The 16,131-nt window shown below is 38.2% G+C and carries 16 protein-coding genes; 11 read left to right on the plus strand and 5 right to left on the minus strand.

The window, feature by feature from the left end:
- Window positions 1–42: 42 nt before the first annotated feature.
- On the minus strand, window positions 43–345 hold the full coding sequence (locus HME9304_RS04435; protein WP_112377430.1) for a hypothetical protein: 303 nt from the start codon (window positions 343–345) through the stop codon (window positions 43–45).
- A gap of 359 nt (window positions 346–704) precedes the next feature.
- Complete coding sequence (locus tag HME9304_RS04440) at window positions 705–1,439, minus strand: hypothetical protein (RefSeq protein WP_112377431.1); 735 nt, start codon at window positions 1,437–1,439, stop codon at window positions 705–707.
- A 268-nt stretch (window positions 1,440–1,707) separates the two neighbouring features.
- Between HME9304_RS04440 and HME9304_RS04445 the strand changes: the two genes are divergently transcribed.
- The 6 genes from HME9304_RS04445 (at window position 1,708) to HME9304_RS04470 (ending at window position 7,852) form a co-directional block, all read left to right on the plus strand.
- Complete coding sequence (locus HME9304_RS04445) at window positions 1,708–4,206, plus strand: zinc-dependent metalloprotease (RefSeq protein WP_112379723.1); 2,499 nt, start codon at window positions 1,708–1,710, stop codon at window positions 4,204–4,206.
- A 166-nt stretch (window positions 4,207–4,372) separates the two neighbouring features.
- Window positions 4,373–4,561 (plus strand): hypothetical protein, encoded by a 189-nt coding sequence (locus HME9304_RS04450; protein ID WP_112377432.1) that lies wholly within the window; start codon window positions 4,373–4,375, stop codon window positions 4,559–4,561.
- Between the two features lie 103 nt (window positions 4,562–4,664).
- Window positions 4,665–5,111 carry a hypothetical protein gene (locus tag HME9304_RS04455; RefSeq protein ID WP_112377433.1) on the plus strand — a complete coding sequence of 149 codons (447 nt, stop codon included), beginning with the start codon at window positions 4,665–4,667 and terminating at the stop codon, window positions 5,109–5,111.
- 443 nt (window positions 5,112–5,554) lie between these two features.
- Entirely contained in the window at window positions 5,555–6,370 is an 816-nt protein-coding gene (locus HME9304_RS04460; RefSeq protein ID WP_123877343.1) for an SH3 domain-containing protein, read from the plus strand.
- A 151-nt stretch (window positions 6,371–6,521) separates the two neighbouring features.
- Entirely contained in the window at window positions 6,522–7,130 is a 609-nt protein-coding gene (locus HME9304_RS04465; RefSeq protein WP_112377435.1) for a transcriptional regulator, read from the plus strand.
- Window positions 7,127–7,852: a DUF3307 domain-containing protein gene (locus HME9304_RS04470; RefSeq protein ID WP_112377436.1), complete on the plus strand. Its 726-nt coding sequence runs from the start codon at window positions 7,127–7,129 to the stop codon at window positions 7,850–7,852. The genes HME9304_RS04465 and HME9304_RS04470 overlap by 4 nt, the downstream gene beginning before the upstream one ends.
- On the opposite strand, the gene HME9304_RS04475 is transcribed toward HME9304_RS04470, so the two are convergent.
- Genes HME9304_RS04475 through HME9304_RS04485 form a run of 3 tightly spaced genes read right to left on the minus strand, consistent with a single transcriptional unit; the run spans window position 7,849 to window position 9,830 of the window.
- Window positions 7,849–8,349, minus strand: coding sequence for a hypothetical protein (locus HME9304_RS04475; RefSeq protein ID WP_112377437.1), 501 nt, complete (start codon window positions 8,347–8,349; stop codon window positions 7,849–7,851). The genes HME9304_RS04470 and HME9304_RS04475 overlap by 4 nt on opposite strands.
- A 16-nt stretch (window positions 8,350–8,365) precedes the next feature.
- Window positions 8,366–8,872 carry an FMN-binding protein gene (locus tag HME9304_RS04480; protein WP_164674759.1) on the minus strand — a complete coding sequence of 169 codons (507 nt, stop codon included), beginning with the start codon at window positions 8,870–8,872 and terminating at the stop codon, window positions 8,366–8,368.
- A gap of 31 nt (window positions 8,873–8,903) precedes the next feature.
- The gene (locus HME9304_RS04485) at window positions 8,904–9,830 is read right to left on the minus strand and encodes a DUF6607 family protein (RefSeq protein WP_112377439.1); all 927 of its coding nucleotides are present in this window, start codon (window positions 9,828–9,830) and stop codon (window positions 8,904–8,906) included.
- 105 nt (window positions 9,831–9,935) lie between these two features.
- Between HME9304_RS04485 and HME9304_RS04490 the strand changes: the two genes are divergently transcribed.
- The 5 genes from HME9304_RS04490 (at window position 9,936) to HME9304_RS04510 (ending at window position 16,131) form a co-directional block, all read left to right on the plus strand.
- Window positions 9,936–12,035, plus strand: a complete 2,100-nt coding sequence (locus tag HME9304_RS04490; protein ID WP_112377440.1) for a TonB-dependent receptor plug domain-containing protein — start codon at window positions 9,936–9,938, stop codon at window positions 12,033–12,035.
- A gap of 13 nt (window positions 12,036–12,048) precedes the next feature.
- Window positions 12,049–12,693, plus strand: coding sequence for an HmuY family protein (locus HME9304_RS04495; protein WP_112377441.1), 645 nt, complete (start codon window positions 12,049–12,051; stop codon window positions 12,691–12,693).
- A gap of 1 nt (window position 12,694) precedes the next feature.
- A complete protein-coding gene (locus HME9304_RS04500; protein ID WP_112377442.1) occupies window positions 12,695–13,141 on the plus strand; it encodes a DoxX family membrane protein in 447 nt (148 codons plus the stop codon).
- A 145-nt stretch (window positions 13,142–13,286) separates the two neighbouring features.
- Window positions 13,287–13,625, plus strand: a complete 339-nt coding sequence (locus HME9304_RS04505; RefSeq protein ID WP_112377443.1) for a hypothetical protein — start codon at window positions 13,287–13,289, stop codon at window positions 13,623–13,625.
- Between the two features lie 46 nt (window positions 13,626–13,671).
- Window positions 13,672–16,131, plus strand: coding sequence for a TonB-dependent receptor (locus HME9304_RS04510; RefSeq protein ID WP_112377444.1), 2,460 nt, complete (start codon window positions 13,672–13,674; stop codon window positions 16,129–16,131).

Genomic DNA, 16,131 nt, shown 5'->3' on the forward strand with positions numbered 1-16,131 from the left:
GGTTCTTAAAACTAACTAACTCAAAAATAGTATGAAACTAACTTATTGTATATAAGGGTCAAATCCTTCGGGCAAATATCCGTTGGTATCAAAATCCAATTCAACTTCGTCACATAAATCAATAAAATTGATGGCATTTAAGGAAAATTCCCCTTTATAGGCATTAAACCCATCAGGTAGATATTTTGATGTATCGAACCCAAGTCCCAAATCTTCTTCATCTTCTATGAATCTGACTTGATCAATATCAAAATCTTCCATTGAAACATAAGTTTCGTTAGCACTTGATAAAGATATAGCAAGCACTAAAAAGAATGCGGTAAGTAAAAAAGTATTGTATTTCATAATGGTCGTTTTTTAATTTACAACAAAGATAAAACCGCTAAAATTCAAGATTATTATAATTAGTTTTTTGTTAACTAATACAGGAAATCCATAAAAACAAGACATTGTCATTTTCTGCTTTATAGTTTTATTAAAGCTTTAGTAAGAAGCATGGATTTTTGCAAAATCAACATATTTGATCGACCTTTTTTGCCATTTACACTTGGTCGAAAAAACTGTTATATTTTTGTTAAGCGATTCCATTCAAATTCTTAAACATTTTTTAATGAAGAAAATGCATAAAAAAAGCCCTCGTTTAGAGGGCTTCCTTTGACTGACTAAATCAAAAGTTCGTAAAATGAAATCCTATATCATCTTACTTAGTTGACCGCTACGTAGGGGTCAAAATTTTCGGGTAGATAATAATTTGTATCAAAACCCAAGTTTATTTCTTCATCCTCTATAAAGTTGATGGATGTTACAGCAATATCATCTGAATAAGGATTAAAACCAGCTGGCAAGGAATACTCGCTCTCCAAACCAAGTTCCAATTCAATTTCCTCCTCTATATAAATTATAGCGTTCAAATCTACGTATGGTTCGTAAGGTGAAAAGCCCTCAGGAAGAAAATCTGAAGTGTTGAAGCCAAGCTCCAATTCCTCATCTTCTACATAGTTGATGGAATGCACGTCTACAGCTTTGGTATATGCATCAAAGTCTTTCGGTAAATATTCACTGGTGATGAAATCCAGCTTCAATTCATTTTCGTCTTCAATGTATATAAGGGAATTCAAATCAAAATAAGCTTCATAAGGATTAAAGTCCTCTGGAAGGTAATCGGAGGTATTAAAACCTAAATCAAACTCCGATTCTTCTTCTACAAACTCAATTTCGTCTAAATTCAACTGAAAGTATTCCCTATTTTCAACACTGTAAAATTTGGAAGTTTCATTGTTTACCTGAGCATTGATGGTCAATACCGATAAATTGTTCTCAAACGTACTGACAGTTTCAGTCTTAGTTTCTACAACAGCTGCTGCCGTACTTTGTTGGTCTTCTGCTACGGTGGGACTACCTAATAGTGCGCATCCGTAAATCATTAATAATTTGTTCATTTTTGATTGAATTTTTTGATTGATGTAATATGCTTATAAGACTGTGCAAATTTTAAAATGTTACAGGTTTTTGTTTTTTTTCTTTTGAAAGCTATTTCAGTTCAGCCCAGCTATATATAGTGTTTCAACGCGGAACATCAATAAAATGCAATACTCCCAGAGATTCACTTTATCCTGATAATAATTGAGAGTTAATATTTATTTAACAGTCTATTTTATGGTTTTTTAGGTTCTTTGGATGTATTCATCACATCAAACCGACATAAAAATGATTCAAAAATTACTTCCAAAAGTCTTGTTCTTTATTTTATTGGTAGGAACTTTTCAAAGTTCCGAAGCCCAACTCTTCAAAAAGAAAAAAAAGAAGACCGAACAAAAAGCAGAGGATAAATTAAAAAAAGATGCAATTAAACCATATCACAAGGTAATTACAGAAGATGCAAAAACCGATGAGGGTCTTTTTAAAGTCCATGAAGTAGCCGATAAACATTATTATGAAATCCCTGATTCGTTGTTCAGTCGTGAAATGTTGATGGTGAGCCGTATATCAAAAACGGCGACAGGAATTGGTTTTGGCGGCGGAAAAATCAATACGCAAGTGTTGCGATGGGAGAAAAAACCAAAAAAAGTACTGCTGCGCGTCGTATCTTATGGAAACTATGCTGCAGATTCTTTACCCGTGCACGAAGCCGTGGTCAATTCCAATTTTGAACCTGTTCTCTTCGCTTTTGACATCAAAGCATTCAATAAGAAAGATTCCTTAAACCCAGCTACTGTAATTGAAGTCGACCCTTTGTTTTCCAAAGATGTGAACGCAATAGGTATGCCCGAAAGTTCCCGTAAAAGATACAAAGTAAGTCGTTTGGATAATGATCGTAGCTATATTGAATCTATCAAAAGCTATCCTTTAAATGTAGAAGCGCGACATGTAAAGACGTACGTTGCCAAAGAACCGCCCAGCAACCAGAGTATGGGTTCCATTTCTTTGGAAATCAATAATTCCATGATCTTATTGCCAAAAGAACCTATGAAGCGTAGGTATTTTGATAAACGCGTAGGTTGGTTTGCAAGAGGTCAAGTGGATTACGGATTGGATGCGCAAGAAAGTAAAACAGTACGCTACTTAGATCGTTGGAGGTTGGAAGTCAAAGATGAAGATCTGGCAAAGTACAGAGCTGGCGAGTTGGTGGAACCAAAAAAACCAATTATATATTATGTAGACCGTGCCACACCAAAAAAATGGGTTCCTTTTATTAAACAAGGAATTGAGGATTGGCAAGTAGCTTTTGAAGCTGCTGGATTCAAAAATGCCATTTTGGCAAAAGACCCACCAACTAAGGAAGAAGATCCTGAATGGTCACCAGAAGATATACGTTATTCTGTTGTCCGATATCTGGCCTCACCCATTCCCAACGCAAACGGACCACATGTAAGTGACCCCCGTAGTGGTGAAATTCTGGAATCCGATATCAATTGGTACCATAACGTAATGACGCTATTGCGAAACTGGTACTTTGTACAAACAGCGGCTATTAATCCAGAAGCCCGTAGCGTAGCTTTCAAGGATGAAATTATGGGACGATTAATTCGTTTTGTTTCTGCCCACGAGGTAGGGCACACACTTGGACTACCGCATAATATGGGGAGCAGCGTTGCCTATCCTGTAGATTCCTTGCGCTCTAAAGAGTTTACACAGAAATACGGTACCGCACCTTCCATTATGGATTATGCCAGATTTAACTACGTTGCCCAACCTGGTGATGAAGGGGTCGCTTTGATGCCGAACATCGGTATTTACGATAAGTATGCCATCCGATGGGGATACAAACCTATTCTGGATACTTCAGCAAAAGACGAAAAGCCAATATTGAACCAATGGATCAAAAAACATGATAATGACCCAATGTACCGTTTTGGCCATCAGCAAATTGGGGACATACACGACCCAAGCTCCCAAACAGAGGATCTGGGCGACAATGCTATTAAAGCAAGCCTTTATGGAATAGCAAATTTAAAACGCATCGTTCCAAAATTAAATGAATGGACTACGGAAGAAGGGAAGGATTATGAAGATTTAGAAACCCTATACGGGCAAGTAGTGAACCAATATCGAAGATACATGGGTCATGTCGCCAATAATATAGGAGGTGTCTATGAGTATCATAAAACCGCCGACCAAGATGGTGCAGTATACACACACGTTGGCAAAGAACATCAAGAGAACTGCATGGTTTTTCTACAAGAGCAACTTTTCAAGACCCCAGAGTGGTTGATCGATCAAGAAATTTTTAATAAAATTGAATACTCAGGTTCTGTGGAACGTATCCGCGCGGTGCAAGAACGTTATTTAAATACCGTAATGCACTTGGGCAAAATGGCACGGCTAATCGAGAACGAAACCATTAATGGGGACAAAGCATATACGCTTTTGGATATGATGACAGATATGCGACGTGGGATTTGGTCCGAAACCCAAAGTGGAAAATCAATAGATACGTATAGAAGGAACCTACAAAAAGCACATATAGACCGTTTGAGTTATTTGATGACCGCGGAGAATCAAAAAAAACTTCCTGATTTTAGAGGTTACAGAAAATCAACAATCGTAAATACAAGCCAATCGGATATTCGTTCTGTGGCAAGGGCCGAACTGAACAACTTGAAAAAAGACATCAGAAATGGCTTAAATCGAATTTCAGATAGAATGAGCAAATATCATCTTCAAGATGCTTTGGACCGAATTGATATGATTTTAGACCCCAGGTAATATTCTTAAAATTCATTATTATCGTGTAGTTTTCCATTAAACTATGCATTTTATCGATGTTATGCATACCATACAACTGGTATACATCTAAAAAATGGTGTTTCGCAACATATCATGGTGATTTATGGATGTAATCTCTACTTTAGGGGTCCCAAATCTTTACATCATGACCTATAGAATTAAAAGTCTTATCTATTTTTCCTGTTTCGCAATATCCGCTTTCCTTTATTATGGGATAGAACAGGAAGATGAATTCCAAAATCAAGTTTCAAACAAAGAATTTGCAGAAATCGAATTTACGGACGATTTGGAATCTGAAAAACTTCAAGACGAAATTCTAGAACCCCAGCACTAGGACATCCTATATTACCATGTTAAAACACTCATAAATGATTATTTGGCTTTAAACCAAATACTACAAGTTATGTCCAAATAACAAATCATTAAAATTTAGACTTATGAGACGATTAGTAGTAGTATTGGTAGTATTGGGTACATTATGCGTTTCTGCGCAAAGAAATGATGGTGCCAAAAAAGGCAAAGCGTTTAAAGCTGACCTAACAGCGGAGCAACTTGCAACGTTGCACACCAAAAAGATGACATTAGCTTTAGACTTGACCCAAGTACAACAGGCACAGGTTATGGAAATAAATCTGGAACGTGCCAAAATGCGTAAAGCTAAATATGAGGAGCGCATGGCAAAAAAGGAAAGTGGCGAATGGGAGAAACCTTCTCCCGATGAGCGTTTTGAAATTGAAAATGAACGTTTGGATTATCAAATTGCGCAACATCAAAAAATGAAGGAGGTATTGACAGATAATCAATACCAAACTTGGAAAAAAATGACATTGAGAAAGGGAATGAACGGCAAAAAGACAATGCAGGGGAAACAAAGAAGAGGATAATGTTTTTTGTTGATTTTAGAGGCCACGCCTGCCATGGGCGTGGTTTCTTTTTTTTACCGAACAATAAGGCCAGTTCTAAAGCTCGTTGTTTCTGTATAATTTGGTAAAATAATCACACAAATGGATATGATACCATTGCTCTGTCCTGTTTGAATTCTACAAGTATACCAACCTATCTTTCAATTTAAAAAATCCCCAGGGCGATTTTTCTTTTCCCTGTTTTCCATTGTACTTTTTGTCATCAGGTTTCTTTAAAGCCAGTACACCCAAGTGTCTTTTGGGTTAGCGGAACATTAAAAAATAAACTTTAACGGATATACATTGTATTTACATTAATTGATCGGGAAATCCCCAAAGAGAGCAGCAGAAAACCATTTTAATATCATAGAGCGTATATATTAATGACATCCCATAGGACTGTTATAATCTTAACACATAAAATCATGAAGACACAATTTATAATATTCATCCTAACCACCTTGTTTGTTTTTTCTCTTGGCACGGCCCAAGAAAATTACCACTGCGTTTGGAACGAGTGTGATTTTAAAGCTGGCGACAAAGTATATATGTTCGGGAATAATGTGAAATTACGTACCGCGCCGGACACCAAATCCAAAACCCTTGAACTTTTGAAAATAGGCGAATGGGTCACAATCATTGAGAAAACAGACTTCTCTTGGCCCTACAAAGGTTTTGATTCTCCTTTTTACAAAGTAAAGTATGATGATATGACAGGTTATATTCTTGGCGGTCTATTCTCTTTGGAAAGGAAAACCCTCAATGGAACAAATTATTTTTTTGCATATTCCAAAGAAGGTGAAAAGACTTTTTTGGATATCAGGCATATAAAGAATGGTGATTATATTGAAAACAGAGTACAGTTGGCGAATTCGGGCATAAGCATCAAGACTATGAATCCTATGGGATTAGAAAATCTGAACGGAATTCTTTATATCGATTATCATTCTGAAGCCTGTGGTGTGGAAGGTGGCGGAGTTTATTTTTTTGCACACGACGATGGATTATTCAAGGCTGCTGAACTATCTGAAATCTCAGAAGCCGGGGTTTATTATTACACCGAAAAATTTATTTTTCCTGATAACGAAAATGGTATTCCCGGAAAGATAGTCTTCAAAAAAAAAATAGGCGAGATTTACGATGAAACTTCCAATTGGACCAAAACATCTTTCGAGGAAAGGGAACTGAGTTGGGTAGACGGAAAATTGATTCCAGAACTTAGGGAGAAAATTTCCAATTAGAAAATAGAAAAGAGCTTGAAATACTTCGCTCATTTCAATATCGGTGATTTTAACGATATTCTTAATTATCGGTTATTTTGCCGATATTTTTAATTATCGGTTATTTTGCCGATATTCTTAATTATCGGTTATTTTGCCGATATTTGTAGCAATGAATGCTACAATTTCAATCATAACTGGAGATATAATCGATTCACGGAAGGTGAAACCGGAAACTTGGTTGCCTGATTTAAAAAAGATTTTAGATGCGTATGGCAAGGAACCTACAAATTGGGAGGTTTATCGTGGGGATAGCTTTCAGTTGGAAGTTTCTCCAGAAATAGTCTTGGAGGCTGCAATCCATATAAAAGCAACCTTAAAGCAAAAAAAAGGATTGGACGTTAGAATGGGTATTGGACTAGGTAAAAAGGACTATGATTCAGAGAAAATTACCGAATCCAATGGTTCGGCATTCGTTTATTCCGGTGAATGCTTTGAAAATCTAAAAAAACAGACCTTGGCACTAAAATCGAGCATGACATCGTTCGATAATACGATCAACCTAATGCTAGAGCTGGCCGCTTTGACAATGGATAATTGGCTGCCGGCTACCTCAAGAGTCGTAAAAACTGCCTTGGAAAATCCCGAAGCCAATCAAAAAGAGTTGGCAGCATTGCTGGAAACGACCCAGAGCAATATTAGTGAAGCATTGTTAAGGGCAGGGTTTGAAGAAGTTCAAAAACTAATCCAATTTTATAAAGCCCAATTAACACGAACATGACCTTATTTGCACTTAAATTGATATTGGCCCATTTTCTGGGCGATTTTGTATTTCAGCCCAAACATTGGGTGGACGATAAATTGGAAAAAAAAGCAAAGTCCAAGTATCTCTACTGGCATATGGCAATACATCTTACCGCACTTATTTTGCTGCTACAGTTTCAGTACTTAGGGCAAATTCTTATCATTATCATAAGCCATTATCTCATCGATTTAGCAAAACTGGCATTTACAAATGCCAAAAATTACAGATGGCTATTCGTTTTAGACCAATTACTACATCTTTTGGTGATTGCGATTTTGGTATACTGGGTGAGCCCGTATACGATTGAACTTGAAACGCTTATCAATAAAGAAAACCTTCTTTTGGTCACTTTTTTGGTCTTTGTAACGTATGTTTCGGGAATAGTCATGCGGATGTTGCTCGCACCATATATCAACGAAATTGCCAATGAAGAAATCAATGAAGAAGGAGGTTCCCTAAAAAATGCAGGAACATATATTGGTATTTTAGAACGACTTTTTGTTTTTGGGTTTATCTTACTTAACCAATGGGCATCCATAGGTCTTTTAATAACGGCCAAATCCGTTTTTAGGTTTGGGGACCTTAATAAGGGGAAAAATAGAAAATTGACGGAGTATGTGCTTATTGGAACTTTATTAAGCTTTGGTTTGGCGATTTTATCAGGTATGCTTTATAAATATTTAGTTGTTTTGATCTAGGGAATTTTATCGGTTTTTTTATAAAGCCAAAATAGAATTACCAGAACCGATACTATGAAAGAAAAGGTCATCAAAAGGCCCGATACCATAATTACATATTTCATCCATAGTATTCCTTTAAAAAGAAGATAAATTCCGCCGAAGGTAAGCAGTACCGAAATAAGGGGCTCTATCAGTAAAAAACTTCGCCAAAAACTTTTTATTGGTGTAGTGGAAATCAATAGGGCCAGAATGAAGAATAACATTCCCATGGCCAAAACATGCGTGTGGACAATGTTGAGTATCTGTCTTTCGCTTTTGGCAAATTTCATTTCAGCGGCTTCAAGGTCTTCCTCATTCCCCAGATAGTTTTCCTCAATTCCTTTGGGATTGCCATCTGTTGTAAGATTCACAAATTGTAGGGCAGAGAGAAAACCCGTACTTACAACAATCAAAAAAAGAGCTATCAATACTTTGATTTCCCTTGGAAAGAATTGAATGCTCGGAATTTTATTCATACTATGGCAATCAGGTTTATAAAATTTTGGCCTCGTTCAAAATTTCCATTGATGATAAAACCTCATCAACAGCATTTGTCATCGATTTTGCTGAAATCGTTGCACCTGCAATCGCATCCACATCCTCACCATACGTAACACTGTCCCCGGATTTTTTGCCGATAAACTGCTTCAACCAACGCTGGCTCCCGATTTGTCTGCCATAATCTTCCCTATAGATAAGCACTTTGGATTTTTTGATGCTCAGGTCAGGATTAAAAAGAACCACGTAGTCAAATACATTTTTCATACTTGGCGCCTCCCCTAAATAGGCATAGCCGATAAATTCATCACCTTTAATAATCCTGAAGAGGTTTTCTTGACCCAGTTCAACAGTTGTTTTGGTATTAATAGTTTCAGCTACAGCTACGTGCTGAAGCTCAAAAGCTTCCACTTCAAAAGTAGATTGTACAGCGTTGTTCAATTTTTCCTGAAGTCGTGGAGAGATTTTTTCTAGCGAAAATCCCAAAAATAAAAAAGCCATGCAAAGCATGGCCATTATTATTAAACTCGACTTACTTTCCAGCTTCACCTTTCACTGTTTTTGGGTCTATAACAAACTTTGAAAGTACGGCAGTAATCTTTTCACTGTCGGCGTTCATTTTTTCCAGTGGATATAAGTGCATGAACAAAGGCTTTTCATCCACTTTTCTTGCCAAGGTCAAATCACCTTGCCTATCGTATATTTTATCCCAAGAAGTTCTAACGTTTGCCCAAAAACCGTTATGCTCTTTCCACCAGTCCATAGCAAGCTGACATTTTTCATCGGCCACTTTAGTGTAGATATTCCATCCCTTTTCCTGGGCCAGTAACACATCCTCTTCACCATCTTTGCGCAAGACCTTATCATTATCCTGCTCGTGCACCCACCCATAATCGGTAATTTCTTGGCGATTACCACGTAACATTACATTGTAATCACTTCGTTTTGTGTATTCCCTTCTTGGTAGAGGTGAATCAGACTTGTTTTCCCAATAGTGTTTTCCATCAGCATGTATCCATGTAGCCGAACCGGAGTATCTTGGACTGTCATCAACTTGATAAACTTTTTGAGTCCACTGCCCTTTTACCTCATCAGCAGGTAAAGTGTTGAACACCCAATTATTTTCCTTGTCATAATGGAAAATCTCTTGATTTTCATATTCCCAATCTTGCCTCCAGTGCTTGATGACCATGGTGTCGTTAACCACCAAAAGATGCTGAATGGATATTTTATTATCCTCGTCAACTATGGGCAATGCCAATTCTAGGGCACTGGCAGTATAATCCATCTTTTTTTCATAATCAATTTCGGGCGCAAATGTTTCTGTATACTTAAAGGTGATATCATAACAGCCGCACATATCCTTAATGGCTTTCCTGTCCTGTTCTTTTTTGTTCTGAGCCATTGCTGCGAATGCAAAAGCAAAACTTAAAATGCTAAAAAGTGTTACACGTTTCATTTTTTTTAAGGATTATTTTTTGGGATTAAAAAAGTTGAAAATTAAAGTTGTTCTTATTTAGATTGATTAAAAATAAAATATATATTTGCTGCTAAAATAAATAGAATGAGTCTAAATAAAAACAATATTCTCTTTTATTTTCTACTTTTTTTCTGTGCATCTATAAATGCTCAAGAAAGAGAAGGGAAGGACTCGGTTCTAACTGAAAAATTGGATGAGGTCATAGTTACCGCTACCCGTACGGTACGTCAATTATCCTCCTTGCCCCTGCCAGTGACTCTTATCAACAAAGAACAACTGCAACAAACCGGGGTCACCCGCTTAAATGAAATATTGAATGAACAGACTGGAATTATAATGACTCCTGATGCTACAATTGGAGGCGGTGAAGGAGTACAAATACAAGGCATAGCATCTGATTATGTATTAATCCTTATAGATGGGGTACCAGTAGTAGGAAGGAGTTCCGGCAACCTTGACCTAAGCCGATTTGCCATAGGAAACATAAAGCAGATTGAAGTGGTAAAAGGCCCATCTTCCAGTTTATTTGGTTCGGAAGCGCTTGGTGGCGTAATCAATATCATTACGGAAAAACCAACAACAGAAAATATCAGTGGACAAATCTCGCACCGAGCTGCTACATTCAACAACCAAAATACGAACCTTAGTCTCAATCAACGTTTTGAAAAAATAGGATACTCTTTTTTTGCGGACCGCTTGAGCACTGATGGTTTTGATCTTGCTCCTTCAAGCGACGGGCAAACCGTAAATCCATTTTATAATTATACTTTCAACGGTAGAATCTTCGCAGATATTACAGAAAATCTGGATGTCTTCGCATCGGGCAGGTATTTTTTCCAAGAGTTTGATGTCCAGCCCAGTACCAGTGAAGAAAGAGATTCCAATGTACTGCTTCGCCTTAACCATGACCCTTCAGAAAAAACTAACTTACAATACGAGTTCTACTATACCAATTATACTACAAATGAAGAAGTCGTAGACCCCATTGACGATGAACTTCTGATCGCCAATGATTTTGACCAAAAACTTTTTAGGCCAGAAGTTCGCTTTAATCATTCTTTTAGTCAAACCAATACTATGACACTGGGTATTGGTTACAATCTGGAAAACTTGGACCGCTCGCTCTTTGCTGAAACCATCACATTCAATTCTCAGTATGCCTTTGCGCAATATGATTTTAAGCCTCTTGAAAATCTTAATATCATTGCGGGTGCACGTTTTGATAATCACAGTGAATACAACTCCCAGTTGAGTCCTAAAATTTCCGCTAAATATGACTTCTCCACAAATTTTTCAGTAAAAGGTTCCGTTGGTAGTGGATTCAAGGCTCCTGACTTTCGCCAATTGTACTTGGACTTTACCAACGCAGCAGGTGGCGGTTATTCTGTTTTTGGTAAAGAGGTTGAAGCGGCGGGCATAAAACGCCTTCAAGAAAATGATGAGATAGCTACATTACAGGTAGATCCCTCACAGTTGGGCGAAAGATTGAACGCCGAAAGCTCTGTAGGATACAATCTAGGCTTTTCATATAAGAAAGGAAAAATTTCTTCAGATATAAATTTCTTCAGAAACGATTTTAAGAACCTGATCGATACCCAAATCTTGGCCTCAAAGACCAATGGTCAGAACGTTTTTGGTTACATAAACCGTGAAAGTGTCTATACCCAAGGTGCTGAAATCGACCTAAAATACAAATTCTCGGAAAACCTAAATCTCTCAGCTGGTTATCAGCTATTGTTCGCCTATGACAAGGACAAAGAAGATGCTATAGAAAACGGTGAGGTCTTTGCCCGTGACCCAGAGACACTGGAAACGTTCCAGTTATCGCGTTCGGATTATTTTGGATTGGAAAACCGTTCCCGACATACCGTAAACTTTAAAGCGTTTTACAAAATCCCAAAATGGGATGCCAATGCAAACCTACGGGTTGTTTATCGATCAAGGTTTGGTCTTACGGACAGGAATGGCAATGATATCTTAGATGATTTTGACAATAGCTTTGTAGACGGCTATGCGTTGGTCAACTTAGCTTTTGGAAAAACTTTTCTTGAACATTACAGTCTGCAACTGGGGGTTAATAACCTTTTGGACTTTAAGGGCAATAACCCCCTTGCAGCACAAGATAATGAAGTACTTATAAATCCGGGAATACAATTATTCACAAGACTTAATATTCAATTTTAAACTTTAGATCACCATGAAAATTTCTTTAAAACTCTTTACCCTACTTTTAATCTCGTTTGTATTTTTTAGCTGTAGCGATGACGATGATAGCCCCGAACTTGAAGCTGTTGAAAGCAAAACGGCCAGCAATATTCCTGCTCCCCAAACAGGTGGCCAAGGTCAGGGCGAAATATCTGGCGAGTTTACCAAGTTCAGCTTTGAAACCGGTGCTGTCACCACTAGCGATACTGAATGGGACCTTGCTTTTCGTGGCACCAGTATAGCCGTAAACGGCGGCACCGCTACGGGCACCAACGACGAGCCTACAAGAAACGGAAACGGAGGTATAGCTATAGAAACTGGAACTTTTGCAAGCGTAACTTCTGCAGATGGTCTAACTTTTGCCCAAGACGCAGACGGTGCATATGCCATTCCCGCAGGTAGCGATAACGGCTGGTACAATTATAACTTTATGACCAATATTCTTTCACCAATACCAGGTAAAATTTTTGTGGTCCGGACACACGACGGAAAATATGCTAAAGTTGAGTTTTTAAGCTATTATCGGGATGCCCCATCTGATATTACACCAGACATAGCCCAGAACGACCTAAGATTTTATACATTTCAATATGTCTACAATCCAAATGAGGGTGAAACTTCTTTAACTGTACAATAAGATGAAAACAGTAAATATCCTGTATATTTTAATGCGATTGTTCTTGGGTGGATTTATGATTTACGGCGGTATCCAAAAATTTCAAAAGCCCATCCCCGCTCCTGTAGAAGTTGTGGAAAAGGCAGAAAAGTTTAAGGCACCCGAAAAAGAAAGCACCTTACAAAAGATTTTGTATATCAGCGGGGCCAAGCAAACGGGGTATTTTTGGCAGGTGCTGGGCATCTGCGAACTTTTGTTCGGTATTTTATTGTTATTACAGGGAACTGGATTTATCGGTGCAGTATTTCTATTGCCGATAACCCTACACATCTTTTTGTTCCATGTTTTTTTAGAATCGGACGAAATCCCTGAATTGCTACAAACAGGCGCTTTGTTTGCTGTCAACATTGCGCTGGTTTTAAGGGAAAAAGCAAAATGGCAACATTTACTTTGGATTAAACCCATATAAAATGTTTGCTCAATTTATAGTTAGTTTGAGTTAGTTGGGCCGGAGGGTATTAATTATGCTCTTCGGCTTTTTAAAAAATGAATAATCTCCAAGGCAAACCCAGGAGTATGATAATCTTTACAATCGAGTAAAATCACAAATAATCATGGAACAGATCTATAGAAATGAATATGGTGCTTGCTACGCAATTCAAAATGCACCCAATCCTATTTGCACGCTTCAATTGGTTGTTGATTCTATTGGAATTTTTATGTCCGTAGATGATCTTTCACATCTTTTAGAAGTTGTTCGCAATTCGGACAAGGCTTGCTTTTGCGAAGAATGTCAAGGTAATCCGTGCAACAAAATATGGTGCTCTGGGCCTATGCATGATTTATGTCTAAAAATTGATGAAGATAGATTGAAACAATTGGAGGATTTGATTGTAGGAACTCAATTTACTTTGAATATGAACCAAACTCTGGAAGAATACAGAATTGGTTAAAAAAATTTGGTTGAATTATTATTTTTAATAAGTCTAAATAAAATATATGAAAAATTTTATTCCTGTTCTATTAATTATGTTTGTAACATTCACTGGCCATGCACAAACAGGAAACATTGAAGGCGCAACCTTAAACGACGATGGTTCAATTGCCCCCTTTGCTAACATATTGCTACGTGGCACAAGTTATGGCACAGCGTCCGATGCAGAAGGAAAATTTATACTGACAGGAGTTCCGACCGGACCTCAGATATTGATGATTTCATCTATGGGACTCGCAAGTTTGGAATATCCCATTACAGTAAATCCTAATGAAACGGTTACCATTCAGGTCAAACTTTCCGAAGGTCAGCTTCAATTGCAACCCGTGGAAATTATTGGTAGAAGGGAGACTGGCTACAAAAATACTGTGTCCTATGCAGCAACAAAGTCAGCAGCACCCATAAAGGAAGTGCCCACTACCATAAACTTTGTAACTAAAGAACTGGCCCTGGACCAAGCGGCATTTACGCTGAATGACGTGGTCAAGAACATTAGTGGTGTCAATCAGTTCAGTTTTTATAATGATATTACCATCCGTGGATTCCGTGTACAAGGACAACGTAATTCGGGAAACTTGGTCAACGGCATGCGTGCCTTTACCAGTTTTTGGAAACAACAGTTGATTCCCCACATAGAACGGGTAGAGGTTATAAAAGGTCCGGCATCTGCCCTATTCGGCAATGCATCACCGGGAGGAACCATTAATCGGGTTACAAAAAAACCACTTCCTGAATCAAGACAATCCATAACCGCTTCTGTTGGTAGTTTCAATACATTTAGAACGCTTGCTGATTTTACAGGACCTATGAGCAGTGATAATAAATTACTGTACCGTTTAAATATAGGTTATGAAAATACCGATGGGTTTCGAGACCTTCAATTTGCACGGAATCTTGTTTTTGCTCCTTCATTTTCATTTCTTCCCACAGAAAACACCAAGCTTAATTTCGATATAGTATATCAAGATTCCAAAGGACGATTAGATCGTGGTCAAGCTGTTTTTGGCGATGGCGATTTATTTTCTACCCCTATAACCAAATCGTTAAGCGCTGCCAATGACTTCTTAAATGAACTTACACTCAACGGAACAGTTTCGTTACAGCATAATTTCAATGACAATATCACTTTTAACAGCGTCTTTATGCGTTCCACCTATGATGAGGATTTGTTGGAGCACCGTACCTCCAACCGATTTGCAGCTTTGGGAGATGGCAGTATTGATGAAGAAAAAGTTGCTATGCGGGTATTCATCAGAAAACGCAGTTGGGACAATAACAGTTTCAACAACTATTTCAATATCAAATTTGATATTGGAAATATTAAGAACACATTACTGGTAGGTTATGATTATTTTCAACAAGAACTGGAGCCGGGAGGTTCACAACTGGAAGCAAGGAGTTATTTATTGCAAGACGGAACGGCAACCAATGTTTTTAATGCTGATAATGTGGATGATTATGTGTTGGATGCCGATGGGAATCCAGCGACCAACGTTGGTCATTTTGACTTGACCTCGCCCATAGCTAACGGACTTAGGGACATGACCAACTATGTGTACACTACAAGAACCTTCAATCAATTTTTACAACGTTCCCATGGTGTATATCTACAGAATCAGGCAGCATTGGGTGCTTTCAAACTTTTGATAGGACTTAGGCAGGAATACTTTACCGATTTTATAGATTACGAAAGCGAAGATGAACAACAATTTGAGCAAAAAGCTTTTTTACCGAGAGTTGGACTGGTGTATACGCTCAATCCCAATATCAACCTGTATGGCACTTGGGTACAAGGTTTTCAACCACAGACCGCGGTGGATATTATCAACCCGGAGGCTGGTGGTCCTTTTGATCCCTTAGAGAGCGAACTGTTCGAATTTGGAGCCAAATCCGATTGGTTCAATGGTAGGTTGAGTGCATCCCTGGCATTTTATAAACTCACACAAAGAGGAGAACTGTACAATGCGGACGATCCAGAAAATCCAGAGAGACTGGTTCAGATCGGGGAAGAAGAAGCAAAGGGTTTTGAATTGGACGTTGCGGGAAACATTACGCCCAATTGGAGCATTGTGGCCGGTTATGCCTTTAATGATGCCAAATTTACCGAGAGCGATGACCCCGCAGAAATTGGTCGTCAAAAACCAAATGCTCCCAGACATATGGGAAACCTCTGGACCAAGTATATCATCAACAATGGGCGCTATAAAGGAATTGGCTTTGGTGCGGGCTATAATTTTGTTTCGGAACGTTTCGGTTCCATTGTGGCGAGCGGTGCAAATCCTACCGAGTTCCCGGAATATGGATTGTTCGATGCCGCTATTTATTACAATCTCAATAAGGTTCAGATTCAGTTGAACATAAACAATATCTTTGATAAGACCCACTGGGTGGGCGGTTATGATTTTATTCGAGCGTTTCCCGGAGCACCCAGAAATGTGATGACCACTGTGTCATATACATTCTAA

It is taken from the genome of Flagellimonas maritima (assembly GCF_003269425.1).
GTDB lineage: Bacteria > Bacteroidota > Bacteroidia > Flavobacteriales > Flavobacteriaceae > Flagellimonas > Flagellimonas maritima.

Bases quoted from the DNA above. Each gene is read 5' to 3' on its own strand.
- HME9304_RS04500 (WP_112377442.1), top strand. From the start codon at position 12,695: ATGAAAACAGTAAATATCCTGTATATTTTAATGCGATTGTTCTTGGGT.
- HME9304_RS04435 (WP_112377430.1), bottom strand. From the start codon at position 345: ATGAAATACAATACTTTTTTACTTACCGCATTCTTTTTAGTGCTTGCT.
- HME9304_RS04510 (WP_112377444.1), top strand. From the start codon at position 13,672: ATGAAAAATTTTATTCCTGTTCTATTAATTATGTTTGTAACATTCACT.
- HME9304_RS04460 (WP_123877343.1), top strand. From the start codon at position 5,555: ATGAAGACACAATTTATAATATTCATCCTAACCACCTTGTTTGTTTTT.
- HME9304_RS04455 (WP_112377433.1), top strand. From the start codon at position 4,665: ATGAGACGATTAGTAGTAGTATTGGTAGTATTGGGTACATTATGCGTT.
- HME9304_RS04440 (WP_112377431.1), bottom strand. From the start codon at position 1,439: ATGAACAAATTATTAATGATTTACGGATGCGCACTATTAGGTAGTCCC.
- HME9304_RS04475 (WP_112377437.1), bottom strand. From the start codon at position 8,349: ATGAATAAAATTCCGAGCATTCAATTCTTTCCAAGGGAAATCAAAGTA.
- HME9304_RS04450 (WP_112377432.1), top strand. From the start codon at position 4,373: ATGACCTATAGAATTAAAAGTCTTATCTATTTTTCCTGTTTCGCAATA.
- HME9304_RS04490 (WP_112377440.1), top strand. From the start codon at position 9,936: ATGAGTCTAAATAAAAACAATATTCTCTTTTATTTTCTACTTTTTTTC.
- HME9304_RS04470 (WP_112377436.1), top strand. From the start codon at position 7,127: ATGACCTTATTTGCACTTAAATTGATATTGGCCCATTTTCTGGGCGAT.
- HME9304_RS04505 (WP_112377443.1), top strand. From the start codon at position 13,287: ATGGAACAGATCTATAGAAATGAATATGGTGCTTGCTACGCAATTCAA.
- HME9304_RS04495 (WP_112377441.1), top strand. From the start codon at position 12,049: ATGAAAATTTCTTTAAAACTCTTTACCCTACTTTTAATCTCGTTTGTA.
- HME9304_RS04465 (WP_112377435.1), top strand. From the start codon at position 6,522: ATGAATGCTACAATTTCAATCATAACTGGAGATATAATCGATTCACGG.
- HME9304_RS04445 (WP_112379723.1), top strand. From the start codon at position 1,708: ATGATTCAAAAATTACTTCCAAAAGTCTTGTTCTTTATTTTATTGGTA.
- HME9304_RS04480 (WP_164674759.1), bottom strand. From the start codon at position 8,872: ATGGCTTTTTTATTTTTGGGATTTTCGCTAGAAAAAATCTCTCCACGA.
- HME9304_RS04485 (WP_112377439.1), bottom strand. From the start codon at position 9,830: ATGAAACGTGTAACACTTTTTAGCATTTTAAGTTTTGCTTTTGCATTC.